This window comes from Persicimonas caeni (assembly GCF_006517175.1).
Taxonomy (GTDB): domain Bacteria; phylum Myxococcota_A; class Bradymonadia; order Bradymonadales; family Bradymonadaceae; genus Persicimonas; species Persicimonas caeni.
Genome location: NZ_CP041186.1, coordinates 6790428 through 6812374, shown reverse-complemented (window position 1 = coordinate 6812374; position 21947 = coordinate 6790428). Strand labels below are relative to the sequence as shown.

The 21947-nt window shown below is 64.7% G+C and carries 16 protein-coding genes; 7 read left to right on the top strand and 9 right to left on the bottom strand.

The features are described 5' to 3' along the window. Window positions 1-35: 35 nt before the first annotated feature. Complete coding sequence (locus FIV42_RS25310) at window positions 36-1169, bottom strand: hypothetical protein (RefSeq protein ID WP_141200391.1); 1134 nt, start codon at window positions 1167-1169, stop codon at window positions 36-38. A 218-nt stretch (window positions 1170-1387) separates the two neighbouring features. Between FIV42_RS25310 and FIV42_RS25305 the strand changes: the two genes are divergently transcribed. After that, window positions 1388-3652, top strand: coding sequence for a hypothetical protein (locus FIV42_RS25305; protein ID WP_141200390.1), 2265 nt, complete (start codon window positions 1388-1390; stop codon window positions 3650-3652). Window positions 3653-3709: 57 nt separating this feature from the next. Then, window positions 3710-4681 (top strand): hydrogen peroxide-inducible genes activator, encoded by a 972-nt coding sequence (locus FIV42_RS25300; protein ID WP_141200389.1) that lies wholly within the window; start codon window positions 3710-3712, stop codon window positions 4679-4681. On the opposite strand, the gene FIV42_RS25295 is transcribed toward FIV42_RS25300, so the two are convergent. The 7 genes from FIV42_RS25295 to FIV42_RS25265 all read right to left on the bottom strand — a co-directional run bounded on the left by FIV42_RS25295 (window position 4672) and on the right by FIV42_RS25265 (window position 13175). Continuing rightward, the gene (locus FIV42_RS25295; RefSeq protein WP_168210938.1) at window positions 4672-5190 is read right to left on the bottom strand and encodes a YciE/YciF ferroxidase family protein; all 519 of its coding nucleotides are present in this window, start codon (window positions 5188-5190) and stop codon (window positions 4672-4674) included. The two genes, FIV42_RS25300 and FIV42_RS25295, sit on opposite strands and share 10 nt — an antisense overlap. A gap of 113 nt (window positions 5191-5303) precedes the next feature. After that, on the bottom strand, window positions 5304-6095 hold the full coding sequence (locus FIV42_RS25290; protein ID WP_141200387.1) for a PAS domain-containing protein: 792 nt from the start codon (window positions 6093-6095) through the stop codon (window positions 5304-5306). Continuing rightward, the gene (locus FIV42_RS25285; protein WP_141200386.1) at window positions 6095-7144 is read right to left on the bottom strand and encodes a roadblock/LC7 domain-containing protein; all 1050 of its coding nucleotides are present in this window, start codon (window positions 7142-7144) and stop codon (window positions 6095-6097) included. Before FIV42_RS25285 ends, FIV42_RS25290 begins: the two co-directional genes overlap by 1 nt. A 39-nt stretch (window positions 7145-7183) precedes the next feature. Continuing rightward, entirely contained in the window at window positions 7184-7567 is a 384-nt protein-coding gene (locus FIV42_RS25280) for a roadblock/LC7 domain-containing protein (protein ID WP_141200385.1), read from the bottom strand. Between the two features lie 214 nt (window positions 7568-7781). Beyond that, window positions 7782-8996, bottom strand: a complete 1215-nt coding sequence (locus FIV42_RS25275) for a PCC domain-containing protein (RefSeq protein WP_141200384.1) — start codon at window positions 8994-8996, stop codon at window positions 7782-7784. 175 nt (window positions 8997-9171) lie between these two features. Then, window positions 9172-12144 (bottom strand): hypothetical protein, encoded by a 2973-nt coding sequence (locus tag FIV42_RS25270; protein ID WP_168210937.1) that lies wholly within the window; start codon window positions 12142-12144, stop codon window positions 9172-9174. A 284-nt stretch (window positions 12145-12428) separates the two neighbouring features. Next, window positions 12429-13175, bottom strand: coding sequence for an alpha/beta hydrolase (locus tag FIV42_RS25265; protein WP_141200382.1), 747 nt, complete (start codon window positions 13173-13175; stop codon window positions 12429-12431). 92 nt (window positions 13176-13267) lie between these two features. On the opposite strand from FIV42_RS25265, the gene FIV42_RS25260 reads away from it, so the two are divergent. The 3 genes from FIV42_RS25260 to FIV42_RS25250 all read left to right on the top strand — a co-directional run bounded on the left by FIV42_RS25260 (window position 13268) and on the right by FIV42_RS25250 (window position 17671). Further along, window positions 13268-14488 carry an esterase/lipase family protein gene (locus FIV42_RS25260; protein ID WP_222615318.1) on the top strand — a complete coding sequence of 407 codons (1221 nt, stop codon included), beginning with the start codon at window positions 13268-13270 and terminating at the stop codon, window positions 14486-14488. Window positions 14489-14831: 343 nt separating this feature from the next. Continuing rightward, window positions 14832-15632 (top strand): hypothetical protein, encoded by an 801-nt coding sequence (locus FIV42_RS25255; protein ID WP_141200380.1) that lies wholly within the window; start codon window positions 14832-14834, stop codon window positions 15630-15632. Beyond that, window positions 15629-17671 carry a tetratricopeptide repeat protein gene (locus tag FIV42_RS25250; RefSeq protein WP_141200379.1) on the top strand — a complete coding sequence of 681 codons (2043 nt, stop codon included), beginning with the start codon at window positions 15629-15631 and terminating at the stop codon, window positions 17669-17671. The genes FIV42_RS25255 and FIV42_RS25250 overlap by 4 nt, the downstream gene beginning before the upstream one ends. A gap of 209 nt (window positions 17672-17880) precedes the next feature. Here the strand turns inward: FIV42_RS25250 and FIV42_RS25245 are convergent, their stop codons facing one another. Beyond that, window positions 17881-18792, bottom strand: coding sequence for a DUF695 domain-containing protein (locus tag FIV42_RS25245; protein ID WP_141200378.1), 912 nt, complete (start codon window positions 18790-18792; stop codon window positions 17881-17883). Between the two features lie 725 nt (window positions 18793-19517). Between FIV42_RS25245 and FIV42_RS25240 the strand changes: the two genes are divergently transcribed. Both FIV42_RS25240 and FIV42_RS25235 read left to right on the top strand, forming a co-directional pair. Next, on the top strand, window positions 19518-20879 hold the full coding sequence (locus tag FIV42_RS25240; RefSeq protein ID WP_141200377.1) for a transposase family protein: 1362 nt from the start codon (window positions 19518-19520) through the stop codon (window positions 20877-20879). A 430-nt stretch (window positions 20880-21309) separates the two neighbouring features. Beyond that, window positions 21310-21945 carry an RNA ligase family protein gene (locus FIV42_RS25235; protein WP_141200376.1) on the top strand — a complete coding sequence of 212 codons (636 nt, stop codon included), beginning with the start codon at window positions 21310-21312 and terminating at the stop codon, window positions 21943-21945. Window positions 21946-21947: the final 2 nt, after the last annotated feature.

The window sequence follows — 21947 nt, the reverse complement described above, 5'->3', positions numbered from 1 at the left end:
CTTACGAGGCCCAAAAAAGTCACCCCAATATCACATCATCGGCTACCTGCCGCCCCGACGAGGATGGAGCAGGCGCCGGGAGGCTTTTCGAAAGGCGGCTTGCGCGTGAGCGGCTTGGGAGCCTCGAGGCTCTCGAGTTGCTGGCGGGCGGCGTCGCCGGCGAGGTAGAGCTTTTTGGCGGCGTCGGCTGCGTCGGCGCCGGGCCGCTGGAAGGTCGGCCACCGCAACTTGCGACGCAGCACTTCACCCGACGTTGTCGTCTGCTCGTCGACCATCTCTTCCGCGCTGGGCTCACCGTCGTCGAAATTGCGCGCGAGCATCGCTGCCGGCAGGTAGAGCTTGCCGCCGTCGCCCAGGTAGTAGGTGCGAGTGCCTCCATCGCGCAGCACGCGCATCGTCGTGACGTCGTACCCGTCGAGCCTCGGCGGCTCACCGGCCCAGACCGCCATCTGGCGCCCCGCCAAGGCGACCTCCCTGGTCTCCAACAGCACCAACTCGCCCGCTTCGGTCTGCCAGGCGCGGAACCATCGCGGCGGCTCGGGCCAGTGGATCTCGGCCTCGTCGACCAGCTTTCGCGCGTCCGTCGCGGCAAACGGCCGTAGCTCGAAGGTCTGCTCTCCGCACGTCAACGAGGCTTCGAAGACGTCGTCTCGGTCGTCGGAATCGGTGTACTCGACCGCCAATACCGCCTCGTCAAAGCCGGAATCCTCGACGCTGAATCGCGTCGCAAAATCGGACACCGAGGGCTCGGCCGGCACCAGGTACAGGCGATGGCTATCGCCGACCAAGAGTGCCGGCATCAACCACGAGGGTTTCCCTTCCACGCTCAACTCCCCCGAACACACAAACCAACCGGTCTCGTGCCCGAGACACTGCGCCGTCTCCACAAACGCGTCAGCGAAGCGCCGCGCCTCGGGGAGCGCCTCGGCGTCATCGCCTATCGACACCCAATGGCCCGGCGGCTCGTCAACGACTGCCTTGTCATAGATGCGCTCGCTCGGCCCGGAATCGGCCCCCGGCGAGTCCTGCGGCGCTGCCGACTGCGCCCCTGCGGCCGCAGCCTTCGAGGCGGACTCGTCATCCGAGCGCGCCACGAAGAGCGCCCCCAGCACCACGGCCGCCGCCGCGACCAATAACAAAAATCCAGTGCCAACAACTCGACGTTGCATGTCACCACCCTCGCGAGATTCACGGTTTGCTGCCCCGCACGCTAGCAGATGATGCCTGCGCATGCACTGTTGGGACAGCAAATGCGGTCTGGTGCACGCTCATGCACTGCGCAGCACACGCTGCCCTCTTCTTCCGCAGAATTGGCCTTTGGAAAAGCAGTCCGCGAGACGATATGGTCGAACGCGTCACCACCTACTGAACGACGGGAGACCACGTCATGCGCCCCAACACCAGACACGCGCGCCGATGGCTTCGCCTCGCCGCCCTGCTGATTGTGAGTTCGACCCTTTTGTTTGGCTGCGGCTCGGACGGTGAGTCCGGCGAACAAGACAGCGGACCGCCGCTCGATTGCGAGAGCGACGACACGCTGCCGTGCAGCTTCGCCGAAGCCGGCAGCGACACCAACCGACAGATGCTCGACCTGATGGTCGACGCACGCTTCAAGCTCATCGATGGCAGCACGCCCGCCGAGGTCAGCGCCTGGCTGGGCGACCAGCCCGCGGTGGTCGAGGTTGGCGTCAATGACGACGCGATTCACTTCCGCGTCGACGGCGGCCGGCCTGCCGAGCTGTGGCTCCCCGCGCTGACCGGCGACCTTCCGGCGCCCGCGACCGACGACTCGGCCGCGGCTCTGACCCGCACCAACGAGCTCGTCGCCCACACCGAGGGACGCTCGCGAGAGACCAAACGCGCCGCGATCCTGACGCCCTTTCAGTGGGACTTCCACGAGGACTCCTTCGGCAGCACCGAGGCCGACACGGTCCGCAAGACGCTGCAGCGCCACGCCGACTACCAGCACGATGCCGCTTTCGAGGTCGCCATCGACAACGCGGTCACCCTCGATACGCTGCAGAACTGGCACGAGTTCGATGTCATTCACTTTTCGACCCACGGCACCTGCTGGGCGGACGAAGGCGAAGACGAGTGCTACGACGTCGGGTTGCTCTCCGGCCAGCGCGTCGGCAACGTGCTCACGGAAGTCCTCGGCAGCGGTGAGCAGCGCGACCCGGAGGCCATCGCTGCCTCCAAACAGAAGGCGAACGAGCAGATCAGCGAGATGGACGACCCGGGGCTCTACCTGTCGTTGTTGCAGGTCCAGGAGGTCAACTCCGGGGTGAACGAGCTCGTCTTCGTCGTGGGCGTGAAGGCCGATTTCTTCCGTGCCGCCTACGGCCACGGCCTCGACGATAAGTTCGTCTTCGTCAATGGCTGCCTGTCGATGAGCCGGGTGGGACGCTCCATCGGCGAGGCGATCACCTCCGATGACAGCGTCTATCTCGGCTGGGACGACACCGTCGACAACGAAGTCGCCCTCGAAGCGACCAAGGCGCTCTATCCCGAGCTGGCCGAGCACGGGTATACCTCGAAGGTGGCCATCGAAAAGATCACCGACGGCCTCGACCAGGTCCGCGAACGCATCGAACAGGACCTCATCCAGAAAGGCGAGGAGGTGCCCGCCTCGTTAGACGCGCAGCTCTTGAAGCTTCGCGACGGCGAGCGTGACATGCGGGTACGAGAAGTCGTGGCCTTGCTGCCGAGCGGCGGCTCCGTCGACATCGAACCGCCTGCTCCCGCCCCTCAGAATCCCGACGACCCCGAGCCTGCGCCCACGCCACGCTTTCAGCGTCTCGAGGAGGGAGGCAATATCACCGGGTTCGTCGACGGAATGGTCGGCGACGGCGCGGACGACTCGTTGGTGCCGCATGTCCTCGTCGAGGGAATCGACCCCGAAGCCGGGGGCCCCGACGCCGACTACAAGCTCTACTTCGAGCTCGACGGAGAGCAGATCGGCGGCAAATATCCCCTGCGAGACCACGGCCAACAGGTGCCGATGTTTCCATGGGCCTGGGCGGTGACCGACCTGAAGGTGCCCACCGGGCGCGATATGACGCCGGGGACAAGTTACAAACTCGGGGTCTTCCTCGAGCTTCCCGACGGAAAGACCAGCCGACACAGCGCCACCGAGTTGCGTATCAATAGCGCCTGCGACGCGCACTTCGACGCCGGTCCCGTGTCTTGGAGCGCCGGCGCTGCCCAGCCGGACACACCCTTCGGGTCGATCGTCGCGACCGACCTCGGCCAGGAGGGGACCATGCAGCTGTTGCTCAATTCGCCGGACGGCAGCACGTCGATGGTCGCCACCGCAGGGGTGCCCTACGACGGCCCAGGTTCCTATCCGGTCTCGCTGGTGTTCACCTCGAGCGGCTCGACCGCCGAAAGCATCATCGGCCTCGAATCGCCGCGGGACGACAACGGCGACCGCGTCCTCGGCACGCTTACGATCGACAGGATCTTGGGCGATGCGCCCCACTTGCTCGCCGAGGGGATCGTGCAGGGGACGGTGGAGAACCCCGACACCGACACTGCCTATCAGGCCAACGCATCGTTTACGGTGCCGATCTCGGTGGCCGTCCCCGGCGGCGGCGACAACGCCGGAAACTCCTCGGACTGGGATCAGGCGTGTGGACTGGAGCGCCACTGAGTCGCTTCGAGGCGCTCTGTTGTCGCGCCTCCTGCAACCCCCTATGGTCACTCGGTCATGACACCGACACTACGACAACTCGAGTATATCGTCGCCCTGGCCGATACGGGCCAATTCATCGAAGCTGCCAAGCAGTGTGCCGTGAGCCAGCCGGCGCTGAGCAAGCAGGTTCGTGAGGTCGAGGATATGCTGGGGGTCGAGCTCTTCGAGCGGGCGCGGCCGAGGGTGCTGATGACCCCCGCCGGCGAAGAGATCGTCAGGCGGGCGCGGCTGATGCTCGCCGAGGCGCGCGAGTTGGTGAGCGCGGCCAGCGCTTACGCCGGCAAGCCCCACGGGCTGGTGCGTCTCGGCGTCATTCCGACGATCGCCCCGTACGGCCTCCCCGGCCTGCTGGCGACGCTTCGTCGCATCTACCCGGAAGTCTCCTTTGCCATCCACGAGCTGCAGACCGACGTGCTCCTCGACGAGCTTCGAGGCGGCGCGATCGACCTGGGGCTGCTCGCACGTCCGTTCGACAATGCAGGGCTGTCGGGCCCCGACCTGATCGTCGAACCGTTTGTGTTCGTCGCGCCCACCGATCATCCGTTGAGCACGCCCGAGTCGATCGAAACCTGCGACGTCGCCGGGGCGAGCCTCATCCTCATGGAGGACGGCCACTGCCTGCGCGACCAAGCCATCGAGGTATGCGCAGCGGCCGGGCCGCCTCCGGCGACCTCGGTCACCGCCGCGAGTGTGGCGACGCTCGTGCGGATGGTCGAGAGCGGGCTGGGCGCGACGCTCTTGCCGGCGAGCGCGCTCAGCACCGAGCTGCGCTCCGGCCAGGGGCTGGTGGCGAGGAGCTTCGGCGACTCCCCGCCCGGACGCACGCTCACTCTGCAGTGGCGCTCCACCTCGCCCAGCGAGGCGTGGTTCCTCGACATTGCGGACGTGCTTCGGGATCACTACCTCGAGCTCAACGCGACGATCCCAGATGTCGCCGGACCGAAGCCGCAGATGCGCGCCGTCGATTGGGACGAGCCTCAATCGTAGGTCTTGAGTCCTTTGAGGATCTTGTTGTCGGCGACGTCTGCCAGCTGAGCGGTGGCCACGTTTTCCTCTTCGACCATCTTCTGGTGGTCGCGCGCGTCCTCATCGAAGCCGAGCTTGTCGGCGTAGGTGCGGAGCATCTCGAAGCCGCTCCCCTCGAACTGCTTGACGCGACGAAGCAGCGTCATGATGACCAAGTCGCGCACCGCCGGCTCCCCGTCGACGTCGATGGCGTCGCCCACCGACTTGGTCAACGCCTTCATCCCCTTCGAGGAGTGCCCCTCTGGGTCGAGATTTCGGCGCCTGCAGATGCGCTCGATGGTCTCGCGATGCTGCTCGGTACGCCGGCGTTCTTCGACCAGCGCTTCCTTGAGATTGGCCAGTGAGGCGGTCTCGTTCAAATCCGCCAACAGGTCGAGGTACTCGTTTTCGACCGAGTACTGCTCCTGGAGCTGCTGGCTGTACAGGTCGTTGAGGTTGTCGATGTGTTGCTTCTTCTTTCCAAAAACCATGGTCTCCTCCCGATGTGTCGGCGAGTGCATTCACCGGCTCGCTGATACGCGCCAGTTGTACCGCTCCAAAGATCGACACGAACGCCCCCGCGAGCAATCTCCCACGGTCGGAGTCAGCGGCGCATCATCATCACGTTGACCTGCCCTTTGTAGCGTCCCTGACTCAGGGCGATGGTCACGTCCTGGGTGCCGCTCTCGAAGTGAAAAGCGAAGTCGAAGAAGGTCACCCGGCCCAACTCGCCATCGACAAATTGGCGGAATCGCCCTTCGAACTCCTTGACGCGAGTGCAGGGAGCCACGTCCTGAAAGAAGTTCTTTCCGACGACGTGCTCGGGCTTGTAGCCGGCGTAGCGCGACTCGGTCTCGTTGTAGAACAAGACGTTGCCTTCGCGGTCGAGCACGACCAGACCGTACGGCAGGTCGTCGAGTTCGTCGGCGCCGACGCGGTTGACGTAGCCCAAATCGACGGGCGGTGCGCCCCCGCTCGGCCTCGACGGCTCGGGGCTGTCGAATTCGCTCGGCTGCAACGGACGACCGAGCGTAGCGGACCTGAGTTCATCGCGACGCCCATGGTGGTGTTCGACCGCCGACGCCTGGTTGAGGTTCGGGGCGCGCCAGTCGTTGTCCTTCGTGCGAATGCCCGCCTTGGCGGCCGCATCGCGCAGCTCGTGCATCTTGACGCCGGGCAGCGTCGACGGCGAGTCACTGTCGTCCGAGCGCCCACGGCTGCGGGACGCCGAGCCGGCAGCGCCTCCGCCGCGGCTTGCCTGCGCTCGCTGCAGGCGCTTTCGCAGCAATTGATTCTCCTTTTCGAGGAGCTCGTTCTCCTCCTGCAGGTCGGCGACCTGCTGCTCGAGCGAGTCGAGGTATTCTTCGATATTGTCGCGATTGGGGAAGACGCTCATTACTGACCTCCGCTGCTCTGTTGGGCAGGTTGCCTATCGGGCGTATCTGGCTCGCCGGACTCGAACTCGACCCGGGGCAGACGCCAGGCCAACTGACCCAGCCACTTGCGCATGCGCTGCTCGGGATAGTCTTGGTCGGCGGGCGTCTCGAGGTAGAGGAACGCGACCCGACCATCGGAGGTCTCGAGCGGGTGGAAGCCAAAACGCCGGCCGCCCGGGGACGTGAACACCAGGTACTCGGTGTCACCCACGTCGAACGCTTCGGAGCGATGGCCCAGGCGGTCGAGGCGACTGGCGACGCTGCGCAAGTCGTCGGTGAGGGGCGTCGAGCCCGACGCGGCCAGCGAGGCGGTCTTTCCGTCCGGCGTCACCACGCCGATTTGGATGACGTCCATCGCCGAGGTGAACGGCTCGAAGAGCTCCTCCCAACGCGTGCCGTCAGCCCGCACGGTCTGAGACACCTTCGCCGACGAAGTGCCCTCACCGGTCAGTCCGGCGCAGGCGTACCGAATACGCGCCACGGCCGAGCGCGGCACCTCCGCGCTGACCGCCCAGACGCCCAGGAAGAGCCGTCCGTTGTCGCCGAGAGCGTGGAACTCGAAGCGATGCCCGCCCGAGTCGACCCAGTCGATGCGCCGGAACGACTCGTTGCGTACCCTCAAGCTCAGCGCAGTCGCAAAGACCGAGGCGAGCATCCGAACGTCCGGTGTTCGGTCCTGACCGGCGACGACGAGCCCATCGGCGTCGAAGAACGCCGCCGCGCGCACGTGATTGCACGAGACAAGCTCGGCGAGTTGACGCTCGAGAAAGTCGTGGTGCTCGCCGAGCACCTCCGCAGAAAGCATTCGCCGCGGCGTGCCCAGCCCGGTGAGCTTGCGCAGCATGTTGTTCTCGTGCGTCAACTCATCGACGCGCGGGTCTTTCGGGGGTCGTGTGGGGGCGGCAGGCGTCTGCTCGCTCGAGCCGTCGCGGCGCGTCCCGACGACGAAGCCGCCCAGTCCGCAGACCAGCCCGGTCCCTACGAGTGAAGCAATGGTGATGGGATCCATGATGTCGACTCCGTGGATCGAAAAGAGATGGGGCGGCGTTCAGCGAGTGCGGGACAGCCGGTCTGCGCACCAGCCCAGGTCGTGGGTGACCAGGCCCAACGGGGCTTCGGCGGCGGCCAGGCTGAAGAGGAACCGGTCCTCGCCGACCTGGTGAATCGCCATGTGGCCGTCGTCGGTGCGCATCAGGTGGAACTCGACGTCGCCGCGGCCCGATTCGGTCGCCAGACGCGTCGACAACTCGAAGACGCCGACGGCAAACGAGGCGAGTTGGCGCCGCTTGTCGGTGTGTGCACCGGCCACGGCGAGCACCTCGCCCTTGGCTTGAAGCAAGACCATACCCTCGATGTCCGGGGTGCGATGGAGGGCCTCCTCGAGGATGGGAGAGGCCGGCGAACGTGTCGTAGCTCGGGGAGAAGCGCTCATATTTTCTCCGATTAATGCGAAAACCGCCGACACACTCAGCTCACAAAGGGCCGAGAGCGTACGGCATACATTTCTGGACGTTGTGCTTGAGCAGGTCTCTCATCCTGCCACAAGCTAAGATGCAACGAGCGCCGTTCTGTTGCGCGTGGTCGGAAAGAAGAGTGCGAGGTGACCGAACCTCGTAGGGCCTACCGAGTTGTATTTGGGTGATGGATTATCGACGCAGCTTGAGCGCACGTGTCGCGGCGAACCCGTCGAAATACGGATCGGGGAAGTCGCCCGAGCCCCACTTGTCTGCATAATAGCCGACGATGGCGAAACCGGCGTCGATTTGCCCGCCGAGTTGGTCTTCGAGGGTGTGGCTGAACTCGAGTGGGTCGCCGTCGGCGACCGATTTCGCCTCGAATGCGCCGTCGAGGTGGTCGGCTGTGCGGTAGGGCAAGCCGTAGCGAATCTGCGGATCACCCGCCTCGACGGACGCCCATTCGAAGCAGTAGGTAATCGGGTTGGTGAACCCGCTGAGCAACTCGCCGCCGGGGCGGAGCACGCGGTACGCCTCGCGCCACACGGGGCGAATCTCCTCGACGAAGACATTGGAGCAGGGGTGGACGATGAGGTCGAACGAGGCGTCGTCGAAGACGCTCAAGTCGCGCATGTCGCCGCGCACGGTGCGCAGCTCGAGGCCCTCGCGCTCGGCGACCTCGCGGTCACGCTCGAGCTGAGCATCGGAGGCGTCGAAGACGGTCACGTTCGCGCCGGCCGCCGCCAGAATCGGGCCTTGCTGGCCGCCGCCTCCGGCGAGGCACAAGACGTCGGCCCCGTCGAGCTCGCCGAGCCAATCGGCGGGCACGAATTTGGTGGGCGTGAGCAAGATATCGACCTGCCCGTTGCGGGCGCGCTCGACCTCGTCGGCGTCCACCGGCACCGTCCAACGATTGCCCTCGCGCACCTGCCGATTCCACGCCTGGCGGTTGTACTCGTGGACGTCCGACAAATCGGGTACCTCGCCTTCGTTACCCTCCTCTGAAAGTACGTCCCGCTCCCGCACCACCAACTCGTCGTAGCCGGTCAGCTCGTCCGGCGCGCGGTCGAAGACCACCCCGTCGAGCACGCCGACGACGATCTCGGCGGTCGTGTGAACCTCCGAGCCGTCTTTGAGATGGCCGCCGACCATCCGGCCGTCGGTGTCCGACAGCGCCACGTGGAAATGACACCCGTGGCGCGACACGGTGCCCTCCATCGACACAATTTCGAAGGGGCCGTCGAGGAGTTCGGCGTCGGGCGCATCGGCGTAGCGCACCGCAGCTTTACGAAGGCTCCCGACACAAGTGACGACGCAGGCGGCGTCGATATGACGCGCCTCGCACAACGTGCGCAGCTCGCGGCGCAGGTCGGCGCCGGGCTCGAGGCGAATGGCGATGGTTTTCATCGGTTTTTTCCTTGTAGCTTTCCCACAACTTCATCCGACGTCATAGCATAGGCCGGATCCGCCGCATACCCGCATGAAACGGACCTCGTCGGGGAACCCCATTCCCTTTCTTCGCCCGTCTTTTTTTGAGCCTTTTTGCCCCACTTCTTGCAGCCGGAATCGCGCTCGAACTGCATCACTTCTTCACGTCCACATTCATGATGTCGTGCATCTCTTTGCCGTCCTCCAGAGTGACAGTCTTTCGGATCACCTTCTCGGTCGGCTTGCCCCAGTTTCGGTAGATCGTGGCCTGCACCTTGGTGCGGGTCCCGGCGCGGTTTCGGTCGGTCGCGTAGTACTTCGCCCTAACTCGGTAGTCCCCCCTGGGCGCGTCCTCGAGGACAAACATCTCAGGACCGTAGCCCTGGGTGACGTCGCGGGTTAGACGACCGCCGCTGTCGGTCTTCGGGTGTCCATAGTAGCACACCTCACCACTCGGCTCGGTCACGTGCAGGTCGATATCGGTGCGGTCGGTATTCCAAGCGATGACGACGACCATATCGGCCGCGTCGATGCCCAATTCGTCGGCCAACTTGGCTCGTCGCGTCTTGGCGAAGGTACGCGCCGCCTCGTGCAACTCCTCGTCGGATGTCTTGCGCAAAAAGCGCAGGTAATCGAGACGCACAATCTCGTCGAAGCTGCCGAAGCGCCCGTGCCACTTTCCGCTGAGCGCCACCTCGAAATAGACCAACGCCAAGTTCGCACGCTCTGCCTTGGCCAGCGCCAATGCCATCGCGTGATAGGTCTGCGGCTCCCAAGGGCGAGCGTCGGCGACGCGGCGAAACAGGTGATATGCCTGCCCGTGATGCCCCCACTCGGTCGCCGAATAGCCGATGTCACGCGCCAACACGCCATCGGCCGGGTTCGCCTCGACGAGCGAGCTGAGCGCCTTGAGCGCGTCGTCGCTGCCGTACTTTTCGAGGCGGCGCTTGGCGTCTGCGACCACCGTATCGTAGCTCGGCTCCTGCTCGCCGAGTTCCTCGCGAAGCTCTTTCGAGACGGGCTCCCAGGAGCGATTCCGACACGTCAGCGGCTTGGCCACGACATCGAAGGACTCGGCCGGAAGCTCCTCGAGGAGGGACAGGAAGGACTTTGACGGTGCGAGCCCGACGCCTTGCATCTGACTCGCGCGGGAGAGCCAATCGGTGAACGCGGCCTTCGGATCGCCGAGCTTGCTGGCCAGTGCGTCGAGCGCGTTCACCACTTGGTTGCGCACCGTGCTCCCTCGCACCGTGGCGGCGTCGGCCTTCGGCTCGATACCGTAGGCTTTGTAGTCCTCCTCGGATTCGAGCATCAGCAGCGACGACGATTTTCCGGGCACGCGATATTGGCGCGCGTATGCCTCGGCGAAGGGCCGCGTCGAGCCGAGGAACTCCTCCAACTGGCCGACGGCCACCTGCCCGTAGGCTCTGGCGGTCAAGGACGACGACAGCACGTGCTCGACCGGCACGCCGACCGTCTCGACCTCTTCGCCCCTCGCAAGCTCCAGGTCGACTTTAGCCCCGCCAGCGAGCCCGCCGCGCCCGACGACCGTGAGACGTTGACCGGGAAAAATCGTCTTGGGACGCCCGGCGAGCAGCACGTCTTTGGCGCCGTCGACGCTGACGTTGCGAATCGTCCAGGGCTTGGCCGTGTGAGCCGTCGAAGCCGCGGCGACCTCCGACTCGCCAACCACCGAGAAGACCGCCCCGCCTGTCTCCCGCGCGAGGTGCTCCATCATGGAGGTGTCGTCGCCGGTCATGCCCGTACGATAGGCGAAGAGCGAGCTTCCGACCTTCGCCAATCGCCCGGAAAGCGCGTAGGGGTCACTCGTGCCCCACGTGGCCGATGCGTCGCTCATCAAGAAGACGTCGGCCCTCGACATGTCCACCTGCCCCGAGGCGAGGCGGTCGAACGCCTGGCCCAGATCGGTCGCGCCCTCCAACGCCAACGTGTCGGTGAACTCCATCAACGCGTCGACGTTCTCCGAGGTGTTGGCCACAAGCTCGGGCCTCCACCAGAACGACTCGACGTTGAAGAAGACGACGCCGAAGCGCTCGACCTTTCCGCGGTTATTCTCCAGGATTGCGCGCATCAGCTTGCGCCAGACGTTGAACCTGTCCGGGTTGGCCGTCAGCGAGGTGTCGACCAGGAAGACGGCGTCCGGCTTGGCTCCTGCGGCGCCCTCATTTTTCGCGCCGTCGTCCGATGCGTCGGGCAACTGGGGCGTGACCTGGGCGGCGAAATAGTCTCCGACTTGGTCCGAACCGGTCAGTGCGGTGGCGCCGGCGCCTTCGAGACGGATTCGAATCTGGCGCCCGTCGGGATTGGAGAACGAGTAGTAGCTGGCTTCCGACGCTTCGTCGGCGGCAACTTCGGGCTGCACCTTGGTCGTGACCCCATCGATGCTCGCGACGGCGACGTGAACCTCGGTCGACGGCACGCCTTCGGGCAATGGGACGGTGAACTCGTAGTCGTCGCCGATGGCGGTCAGGTTCGCGTCGTAGCCGATGACCACCCGATGGACCTTGTTGGGCGCGATAGGAAAGATGCGCGCGCTGAACATGCCCGGCCCGGCCCACTCCATGAGCGCCGGGTCGACGCGTCGGCGCACCGTCTCGCCGTAGGCGTACGCCGCCTGCTCTTTGGGCACGATGCGCGCTTCCTTCGGTTCGATCCAGCTCGCCTGGCGCGCGGCCATGATGGCGTTGGGCTCGAAGGCGGTCTTGTGAGTTGGCTTCTCATGGTCGGCTGGCTTCGCTTCGTCGGCAGGATTCGCATCGTCGAGCTTCGCCTGTTTGAATTTTTTCGGCGTCACCGCCTCCAACTCGGTCTTGCTCTGGCCGAACGCCAAGAAGTACGGCGATGCCTCGTTCGGCAGGCGCACCTTGAACGTGCCCTCGTACTGACGGTCGTCGGGGTTGTGAAAGTAGTAGTCGATGAGCACCCGCGCGCGGAACCCATCGATCCGAACCTGCGTCTCCATACCCAGAATATCGAGTGTGCGCTCGTCACCGACCTTCAGCCTGGACGTGTGCGGCACGATCTTGGAGCGCTTCCAGGTGGTCGACTCACCACCGGCCGCCGCACCGTCTTGCTCGGCAGCCGGGTAGGCCGACTCGTAGGCCATACTCGTATCTGGGCTCCCACTACTGCATTGCATTGAGAGAAGCGCCAACAGCGCGAGCGGAAGCAAAAGTCGAGAGCGTTGGGTTCGGCAATCCATCGTGGTTCCTGTCGAAGAATCGGCGTGCTGCACCTACCAACGCACGCCCTCCTCGATGGATCTAAAAAATGTGCCTCCATTGCCGCAAACCCGCATGAAGTGGGCCTCGTCGGGGAACCCCCTTCCCTTACGAGCCTCGTTTGGATGCAGCGTTTTTGGCGTTGGTCGAGCCTCTGGTGGTCGGCCTCCTAAGCTACCATCTCGAAGAACGCACGCAGCGCCTGCAAGTAGGCGTGGCGATTGGCGCCGTAGATGCTGTTGTGGTCGCCGCGCTCGAACATCACCAACTCGGCGTCTCCGCCGGCCCACGCCGCGTTGCGCTCGGCGTGGGTTTTGTCGACGAGGTGGTCGTGCTCGGTGTGCAGAACGAGCGTCGGACCGGTGTACTGGCCGAGCTTCTGCTCGTGGTCGAAGAGCCGGCCGAACTCCTCCTGCATCGCCTCGAGGGAGCTGCCGAGTTCGCTGGGAGAAGCTCGCAGCAAGATGCGCTCTAGCACGTCTGCGATGCCGCTTTCGAGCACCAGGCCCGCGATATCGGGATACCGCGCCGCGAATTCGATGGCGTAGATGGAGCCGATGGAGCGTCCGAAGACGACGAGCTTGTCGTCCGGTTTGCCAACGGCGTCGCGAATCGCTGACACGTCTTCGAGCATGGCGCCCAGCCGGGGCACGCCGGTCGAGCCGCCGTAGCCGCGGTACTCGGCGAAGAAGCTGTTGACGCCCAGGTCGGCTAGCGTCTCGGCAAAGCCGGGCACATAGTGGCCGACAATCTCGCCGTTGCCGTGGAAATGCACGAGCGTCAGGTCGTGGCCGGCGTCGTGCGCGTCGCAGGCCAACTTGGCCTCGCCGACGTCCACCATCTTGGCGCCGGGCAACGGATGGCGCTGCGGAAAGAAGTAGCGTTGTGAGATGATGTCGTGGTTGGCGATGCTCATGGGCGAATTCTGTGGGCGAAGAGTTGTTGTATAGACTCGATGCTGGTTTTCGGACTGCCCCGACTTATGCCACGCCTGCTTTGGAGCGAAAAGTGCCCGACGACTCTGACAACAAGCCGGACCACCTGCGCGGGACGAGCCAACTGACCGTCGAGGCGGTCTTGGCGGTCGTCGACATCGTCGAGGCGATGCACCGCACCATCTCGACGTTTGGCGGGCTCTTGGCCGGCGGTCAACTCGACCGCACCACCGGCCTCACCGGCATGGTCTACCGGAATATCCGAGCCGTCACGAACCTCGTGGGCGCAGGTATCGACGTCGCGCTCGAGGAGTTCGCCGAGCGGCTCAACGAATCGGGGCCGACCTCGGCAAACGAGTCCTTGTTGGCTGCGGTCAACGGAGTGTTGGGCGACTACCTCGTCGCCACCGACAACCCCTTGGCCATTCCGATGGAGTTTCGCCAGGACGGCCGCGCCGTATCGGCCGACGACGCCAAACTGCACGCCGCGGTGAGAAAAGCGGGCGGCCGGGTCCTGCTGATGGTCCACGGCTCGAGCAGCAACGACCTGCAATGGCTTCGCAAAGGCCACGACCACGGCCAGGCACTGGCCGAAGAGCTCGGCTACGTGCCGATTTACCTGCGCTACAACTCCGGCCGCCACATCTCCGAGAACGGCGCCGACTTGGCCGCCCTGCTCGACGGGTTCACCGCCGAGCTGCCCGAGCTGACCGAACTGAGCATCCTCGCCCACAGTATGGGCGGCCTAGTCGCCCGAAGCGCGTGCCACTACGCCGAAGAGGCCGGTCACGCGTGGCGCGAGCGCCTGCGCAACCTCGTCTTCTTGGCGACGCCTCACCACGGCGCGCTGCTGGAGCGCTCCGGCAACTGGCTGCACCAGATCCTGCAAATCAGCGCCTACAGCGCCCCCATTTCGCGGCTGGCTAAGATTCGAAGCGCCGGCGTCACCGACCTGCGCTACGGCAACCTCGTCCACGAAGATTGGCGCGACTGCGAGCGCTTCGAGCTCTCGACTGATTGCCGCCAGCCGGTACCGCTCCCCAAGGGCGTCGCATGCTACGCCGTCGCAGCCACGACGGCCGCCACGTCCACCTACGTCACCGACCACGTCGTCGGCGACGGCCTCGTCCAACTCGACAGCGCGCTGGGGCGCCACGAGGACCCCAAATACGACCTCGGCCTGGACGAAGCCCACCAGTTCGTCGCCAGGCGCTGCAGCCACCTCGACGTGTTGTGCAAACCGGAGGTGTACGAGGTGCTCGGAAACTGGCTCACCTCCCGCAAACCCGCATAAAACGTGCGTCGTCGGGGAACCCCATTCCCTTACGAGGGGCCAAAAAAGCACCCCAAACTGTGGCCCTGGCCGTGCCCCGCCTTTCGACTGCAATGAGGTCGCTTCTCCGGCCAATGCCAATCGCGCATACGTGCTCGTCTGGAGCCAAAACCACTCCTCCATCGCCTTACCCGGCGAACAGCGGTTCACGTCTGCAGCGGACCGGCATGTGACATCATGTCTGGCTCCGTGCTAATCATTGGTACACGCGCTTGGACACAATCGGGAGCCTTCGAGATAGACCGTTGCTCGTCGCGTCCCTTCACCACAGCCACGGGTCCTCACGCCCCCTGCTGCTACCCCTATGTCAGACGACGCCTCTCCAACGTCGACCCACCATCAGTCGCTGCTCGAGCGCAGCTCGGCAGTCCTGGCGGTGTGTGTGTTGGCCTCGGCGCTCGCCCACATCGCCTTTCTGCAATTGGCGTTTCACCGGAGCGACTCGGACCCAGATTTGCTCGAGCGGCAGTTCGGTCGGCGCGTCGATTCTGAGGCCCTTTCCGACGTCTATTTTCGCTTCGAGGAAACCTTCTACCCCGAGGGACGGCTTCCCTGGCAAGAGTACCAACCGCCGCCAGAACGCCTCGACGGCCACCTCGCGCCGTCGCCCAGACATCTGTCGTACGTCTTGCTGTCCAAGCCTGGAGTTTCATTGCTCGAAGAGCTTTCTTTTGGGACTGCAGGGTTCGGTTCACTCGGCGCAGAACAACACCCCGTCGAGCGCGGCAAGGGCCGCTGGCTCGCTGAGGTCACGCACGTCGAGGTCGACGGCTTTCTGCCCGAGCATAAGGCCACCGCGATCGCCGAGAGAACGCTCGACCGGCTCATCGAATGCTTCGAGCAGAGGGCGCAGCATGCCGCTGGTCGCCAGGGAACGTATACCTTCACAGGCCGACTCTTCATCGACCCGAACTACGGCATGAAGTCGGCTTCATTGACCCAGACAGCGTTCGAGCAACTCGACGACACCGACCGGCTCGACGAATGCCTCGAGCAGGTACTCCGGGCTGCTAGCACCCCGCGGTTTTCGGGCTCGAGCCAATCCGTCGTCGACCTGTCCATCGAGATGTCCCATACGCCGGACGGTAGCGGAGCCGAGCCATGAAACCGACTCGCTTGGCCGGGCTGGCGAGCTTCCTCGCCGTCCTCATTCTTGGCGCAGAGTTCGCGTCGGCGTGTCTCAACGACTCGCTGATCGACTATGCCGAGCAGCGCTACAGACAGGCGTATTGGCAGTCCGTCGTCGAGGATAGTCACCCCGACGCGGCCTCCGATGACCTATTTACGCAACCCTCGGGAGAGTTTCGCCGCCCCCTCCATCCCGTCACTCTGGAGACTCTGGACGAGCACCTCGCCTACTTCGCCGAGCCGAGCTATCCACCGAGTTTCTGGTTAAAACTCGGCGGCTCGTCTGCGCTCGCCGTCTTGCTGCTGAGCGGGGCGTTCGCGTGGGCGCGTCGAGAGCGACTTCGAGCCCTGCGCGAATACGTCGGCGGCGCCGCCGCGGATTTACCACCGACGCTGCTTTGGCCCAAGACTGTCGGCACCACGGTGGTGCTGGGAATCGCGGTCGGCGTGGGCGTCTTGGTCGTCGACCGCGTCACCGACCTGGACATGACCTTGACGCGCACGCTGGCGCCAAGCCCCACGGTGCAGGTACCGGCGCCGCACCATTTCCCGCTCAGGAAAACCCGGCCTTGGCGCCACCTCGACCGCCCGGCTGATCGCGGTGGCCGATGGAAGCGATTCTGGGTGGAAGGCGCGTTCGACGGTAACGAGAACGACCGTCGTTCAAGCCTTCGCGCCCGGCTGGCCAAGCCGGTCACGCTTCGCTTCGCGATGGTGCACGACATCCTGCACGAGCGCTACGTACGCCCCGGCGAGGCATATTACCGGGCGCGAAACGCACGCGCTCGCCAAAAACTCGCCCGGCTCGACCGCCGGTGGAACCGCGACACCGACGAGCGCCCGCCCGCCGAGTGGTTCGGCCACGTCGATGACCTGGCGGTCGGCCTCGACCGACTCGGAGAGTACGACGAAGCCGAGGCTTTGCTGCGCGACAAGCTGCAACTCCAAAAGGCAGCCGACCTTCCGCGCTACACCACCTATGCCAACCTGGGCACCGTGCTCGCCCATCGCTCGGCGAAGGCCGCGCTTTCCGGCGCCCCGGATGCTCGCCATAGTCTCGAAGAGGCGCTCAGCTTTATCGACAAGGCGATCACCGCCAATCCGAATGCGCATTTCGGCCGTGAAGTGTGGCAGAAGGCTGCCATCGAATATTTGCTTTACGGTGCCGAATACCCGGACTTCCTCCGGCGCTACGATATGGTCGGCAATCGGTTGGACGTCCACCGTAGCTGCGATGACATGCGCTTCGACGGGTCGGGAACGCACTATGTCGGACGTGAACTCGGCGACCTCTCACGCCCTCTCTTCTCCCCGGCACGCTACGATTGGGACACCGTCGAACAGGGCTGGCACCAGGTGGCCGAAGAGATCGGCGGCATCGGCGTTCGCGACCTCATCCGAGATGTGGGCGCCGAGGGCGAGTGGAGCGATATCGATGGATTGTCCCAAAACGTCGCCGTGCCGTTCGACGACCCTGTCCTGGGCATTGTGGGCATGTGGCGGCTGGGCGGCGGTCCAAACCCACACTTCGCGCTGACGCTGGGCGGCATCATGGAGCGAGTGGGACGCCCGCGACTTGCCTGGGCCGCCTACGAGCGCGCCGAGCGGCTCGGGGCCGGCTGGCCCGAGTCGGTGCGCGCCGAGTTGCACAAGTATTGCGGCGATCGCAAGACCGAGCTCCAAGCTCATTTGGGTGAATCGGCGGCCGCCCTTCGCCATGTCTTCGACGCCGAGCTCGAGCGCGGCCGCGACTTCCAACGAAAGTACCTACGATTCGAACGAGAGATGCTCGCCGACGGCCACTCCCCCGATCACCATCTCCAAGAGACCTTCTTCGCCAAACACGGCCGAATTGCCAGCACCCCGGACGACTCCGAGAAGGTGGTCGTCCACGGCTGGATGAAACCCGACTGGCGCACGACGCTCGCCGCCCTCCCCTGGGCATTCGTCCTCGGCGGATTCCTCGGCCTCCTGCGCGCCCTCTTCTACGCACCGGTCATCGACCGCAAAGCTTAGGCCGGCGAGGCAATTGCACCGCCACGTCACGGCCCCCTAAAACTTCGCAAACCCGCACCAAATGCGGCTCGTCGGGGAACCCCGTTCCCTAACGGGGGCGGCCAATTTGGCGGTCATTCGACCTGCGTTGTGAGCGAAGTTTCCCACCCGTCGTACTCGCCGGCTCGTCGGGGAACCCCGTTCCCTAACGGGGGCGGCCAATTTGGGGGTCATTCGACCTGCGTTGTGACCGAAGTCTCCCACCCGTCGTACTCGCCGCCGTGCGCGGCGGCGAGGCGCATCAGGCGGATGGTGACCGGATTGATGACCGGCGGCTCGACGCTCGTCGTGTGTGAGAAGCGCACCGCGTAGGGCATTTGGGAGTCGTCGGCTTTCGACATCTCGTCGACTTCGAATTCGTCGAGGGTCTCGGCGAATGACTCGCGCGCCTCTTCGCTCGGGAAATGGGCCCAGTGCATTACCTTGCGGGGCGTTTGCAGCGTGTCGCCGAGGTCGCGCAGCTTCTGGATGACGCGTTGGTTACTGATGACCTGCCAGTCGACCGGCCGTGGGTACAGCAACGTTTGGTAGGTCTCCCATGCCGGCTCTTGCTCGGCCTCGAACGCTACGTCGATCTCCGGATATTGGTCGCGCACCGCTTTCGGCAGCGCCTTGGTCAGCTCCGAGGGGCCGTACACGTAGAAGTCACGCACCCCGTCGTGGGTCACCCAGCCGGGGATGCTCCACCGATTCTTCTGGGCGAGCGCGTGCAGAAAGTCGCTGATCTCGTTGAGCCAGCCGAGGGCCTTTCGGTCGGGCATGCCGCTCGGGTCGGGGTTGGGGAACGAGACGCGCACTCGAACCAACTGCGGCAGGTAGCCGGCGAGTTTGTCGGCTTCAAGGCCGGCGTCGACGACGACGATCTGGGGCTTCAGCGTCCCGTAACGCGCATACACCTCCCATCGCTCCGACTCGGTGGCGAGCTCGGGCGGCAATGGGCCGGAGGGCTTGGTCGTCGCCAGCTTCTGTTTCTCGGGCGCGGGCGTCTCACGCACCTCGTCTTTGGCGGTGCTGCAGCCCATTGCCGAGAATGAGACAACGGCTAGGGCGGTGGCGATAGCGGTGACGAATTGTCGGGTCATGGGAACTTCCGGGTGAGGTCCTGGCTCTCTCGGAGCCTAACCCATCGAAACGCGTCGCGCCAAGGGACCTCGTGAATCCCCCGCACACCCGCATAAAATGAGCCTCGTCGGGGAACCCCATTCCCTTACGTGGCTGGCTCTCTCGGAGCCTAACCCATCGAAACGCGTCGCGCCAAGGGACCTCGTGAATCCCCCGCACACCCGCATAAAATGAGCCTCGTCGGGGAACCCCATTCCCTTACGTGGCTCTCTCGGAGCCTAACCCATCGAAACGCGTCGCGCCAAGGGACCTCGTGAATCCCCCGCACACCCGCATAAAATGAGCCTCGTCGGGGAACCCCATTCCCTTACGTGGCTCCGCTCACACCCGCATCAAACGGGCCTCGTCGGGGAGCCTCAGGTTCGCTCAACGATTGAGCTGCGGTTCTTTTTCGCAATTCGGCGAGGCAGCCGCCCCACCGGGCTTGTCCCGGTGGACGGAAAGCCTGAAAGCTAGATGCGCGCCCACCCACCTCCATGGCGTGCGCAGCGCGCCGAGTCGACGGCCGGCACCGGTCACGGCTCCGGTGTCCGGTCACGGCTCCGGTCTCCGGTCACGGCTCCGGTCGAGGGATCGACCCACCGATCTAGATTTCGTATCATCTGAGCCAAGAAAGAGTGACGGCGTCCCTGCGGGCTAAGCTGCGGACGCCGTCGATGCCTTTTCCCTCACGAATGAGGTCGATATGGCACAGATGAGAATAAGCAGAAACGCCGCTACACCCAAGGGCTTTTTACGTCGTATTTCGGATGCCCGCTTTGAGAGGGTCGACGATCCGCGAGCCCAGCAGTGGGTTGTCCACCCGCTGCACGCGCTTCTCAAGCTGGGAGCACTCGCCTTTTCGACGCACGCCCGCTCGGTGCGGGCCGTGGAGGTCAGAAGCGAGCAGCTTCGGCCCACAGTGCGCGCCCAAGTCGGGCTTAAAGAGCGGGTGTCGGACAACGCCTTTGGTCTGGTTTTGCCCCGCATCAAATGGCCCCAGCTTCGCCGATGCCTCCATCGGCAGGTCAAAGCCGAGTGGCGCCGAGGCCGTCTTGTACCGGTGCGCCTGCAAAAAAGCACCGCCGCGATCGACGGCAAGCATGTGGCCACCGTCCCCGAAAAGCGCCTGCGCGCGCTCGTCACCCAGCGCACAAGCCTCGATGGCGCCACGTTGGCCCCCGCCGAGCTTCGCCAGGTGCTGTCGACTCAGTTTCCCCACGTCCAGCTCCAGGAGAGCAGCCACGGCAAGCTGTGCGGCCTTATCCGCGTCCATCGCACTACATTGATCTCCTCGAGTGCGGCGGTCGCGCTGGATCAGTGGCCGATCGCCGGTCAGACAAATGAATGGGGCGCCATCGAGCTGACCGTCTCGGCGCTCATGTCGGCCTACGGACGCACCAAACTCATTGAGCGGGTCACGCTCGACGCCGGTAACGCCACCCCCGAGGTCGCCCAGATGCTCCAGGGGCGCGACATTGGTTATTTGATGTCGCTCAAAGTCGGCCAGGGCAGGCTCTGGGAGCATGCCGTCGACACTCTCGGTGACAGAGAAGGTCGTCAGGCTGACCATCGGGACGTGGTCGAAGAGCGTGGAAAGACGATCTGCTATAGCGTCTGGCGCGAAAAGCTCGACGGGGAGTACGGCTTCGAGGGTGCCAGGCAGGTGGTGCGCATCGAGCGGGTGGTCGCCGGCGACGAGGACGCCGAGGTAGGAAACCGCTACTTCGTCAGCTCCGAGTCCCCAGATGAGCTTGGGGCGAAAGAGGCGCTCGCACTCGCCCGAGCCCACTGGCGCTGCGAGAATGAAGGCCACTGGACCGCCGATGCCATCTTCGATGAAGACGCGCGTCGAACGCCGTGGACGATGCATCCCGATGGGGTGCTCGTGGCGGGGCTTTTGCGCTCCATTGCCATCAATATTCTGGCGATGCTGCGTGCGCTGACTCGCAACAAATCCGCAGAGAAGTGGCACAAGCCAACCTGGAAGATGGTTGTCGAGCAGGCGCTTATGACGCTGTGCATTCCCATACTGGACACCACTGAGTTTGACGCCTTCGAGGCTTGAGCCCGCAGCCGACGCCGTCACTCTTTCGAAAGACAACCCGGGGCGAAAACGCCCCGAGACCAGACCTGGAAGGTCTGCCTCTAAAAAAGCGCCCGCATCGCTGGGGAAAGGGGGAGGTATGCCATTGCCGGGGCGTTGAGTCACCCCGGCGGTCTCGAACGGCCTCGTCACCCCTGGACGGGCGATCGCTGATCGAACCTGCGGGGAGCCCCATTCCCGTACGTGGTTGACTTGACACCCGAAAATCCGCCGCTATGGTGCCGGCCAAGGAGAAAGCTATGCGTAAGGACACCTACATATCATCATCGACCCCGCCGGACCGCCCTGCGGTCATGTAGCGTGCCCATACACATGTTGCCGTTTCGAGCCGGTGCCGATGAGGGTTCCGGCTTTTGTCGTTTCTTGGGCCCCATTTTGAATCACGAACGCCATGACAAACTACACAAAATACCCGCGCACTCCGCACCTTCCTTGGTCGCCCGGTGCGAGCGAGGACGACGTCTTTCGGTGGGACGTGTCGAACTTCGAGGGGCGCGAGGTCGTGGTCACCGAGAAACGCGACGGCGAGAACACCACGATGTATCGCGACCATATCCATGCGCGCTCGGTCGACTCGCGTCATCACCCGAGCCGCAACTGGGTCAAGAGACTCCAGGGACGTATCGGCCACCTCATCCCGGAGGCCTGGCGCGTGTGCGGGGAGAACCTCTACGCCGAGCATTCTCTCCGCTACACCGAACTCGCCTCGTACTTCGAGGTTTTCTCGGTGTGGAACGAGGAGAACGTCTGCCTCGACTGGGACGCGGCCTTAGAGTGGTGCGCACTCCTCGGTCTCGAGCATGTGCCCATCCTCTATCGCGGCCCCTGGCACGAAGAGCTGATACGTGGACTCGCCGACGACATCGATACGGAGACGCAAGAGGGCTACGTCGTGCGCACCGCCGAGGGCTTTCACCACGGGGTGTTTCGCGACCACATCGCCAAATGGGTGCGGTCGAATCACGTCACCACCGACGAACACTGGATGCACCGCGAGGTCATTGCAAACGGCCTCGCCGAGGACTGAAC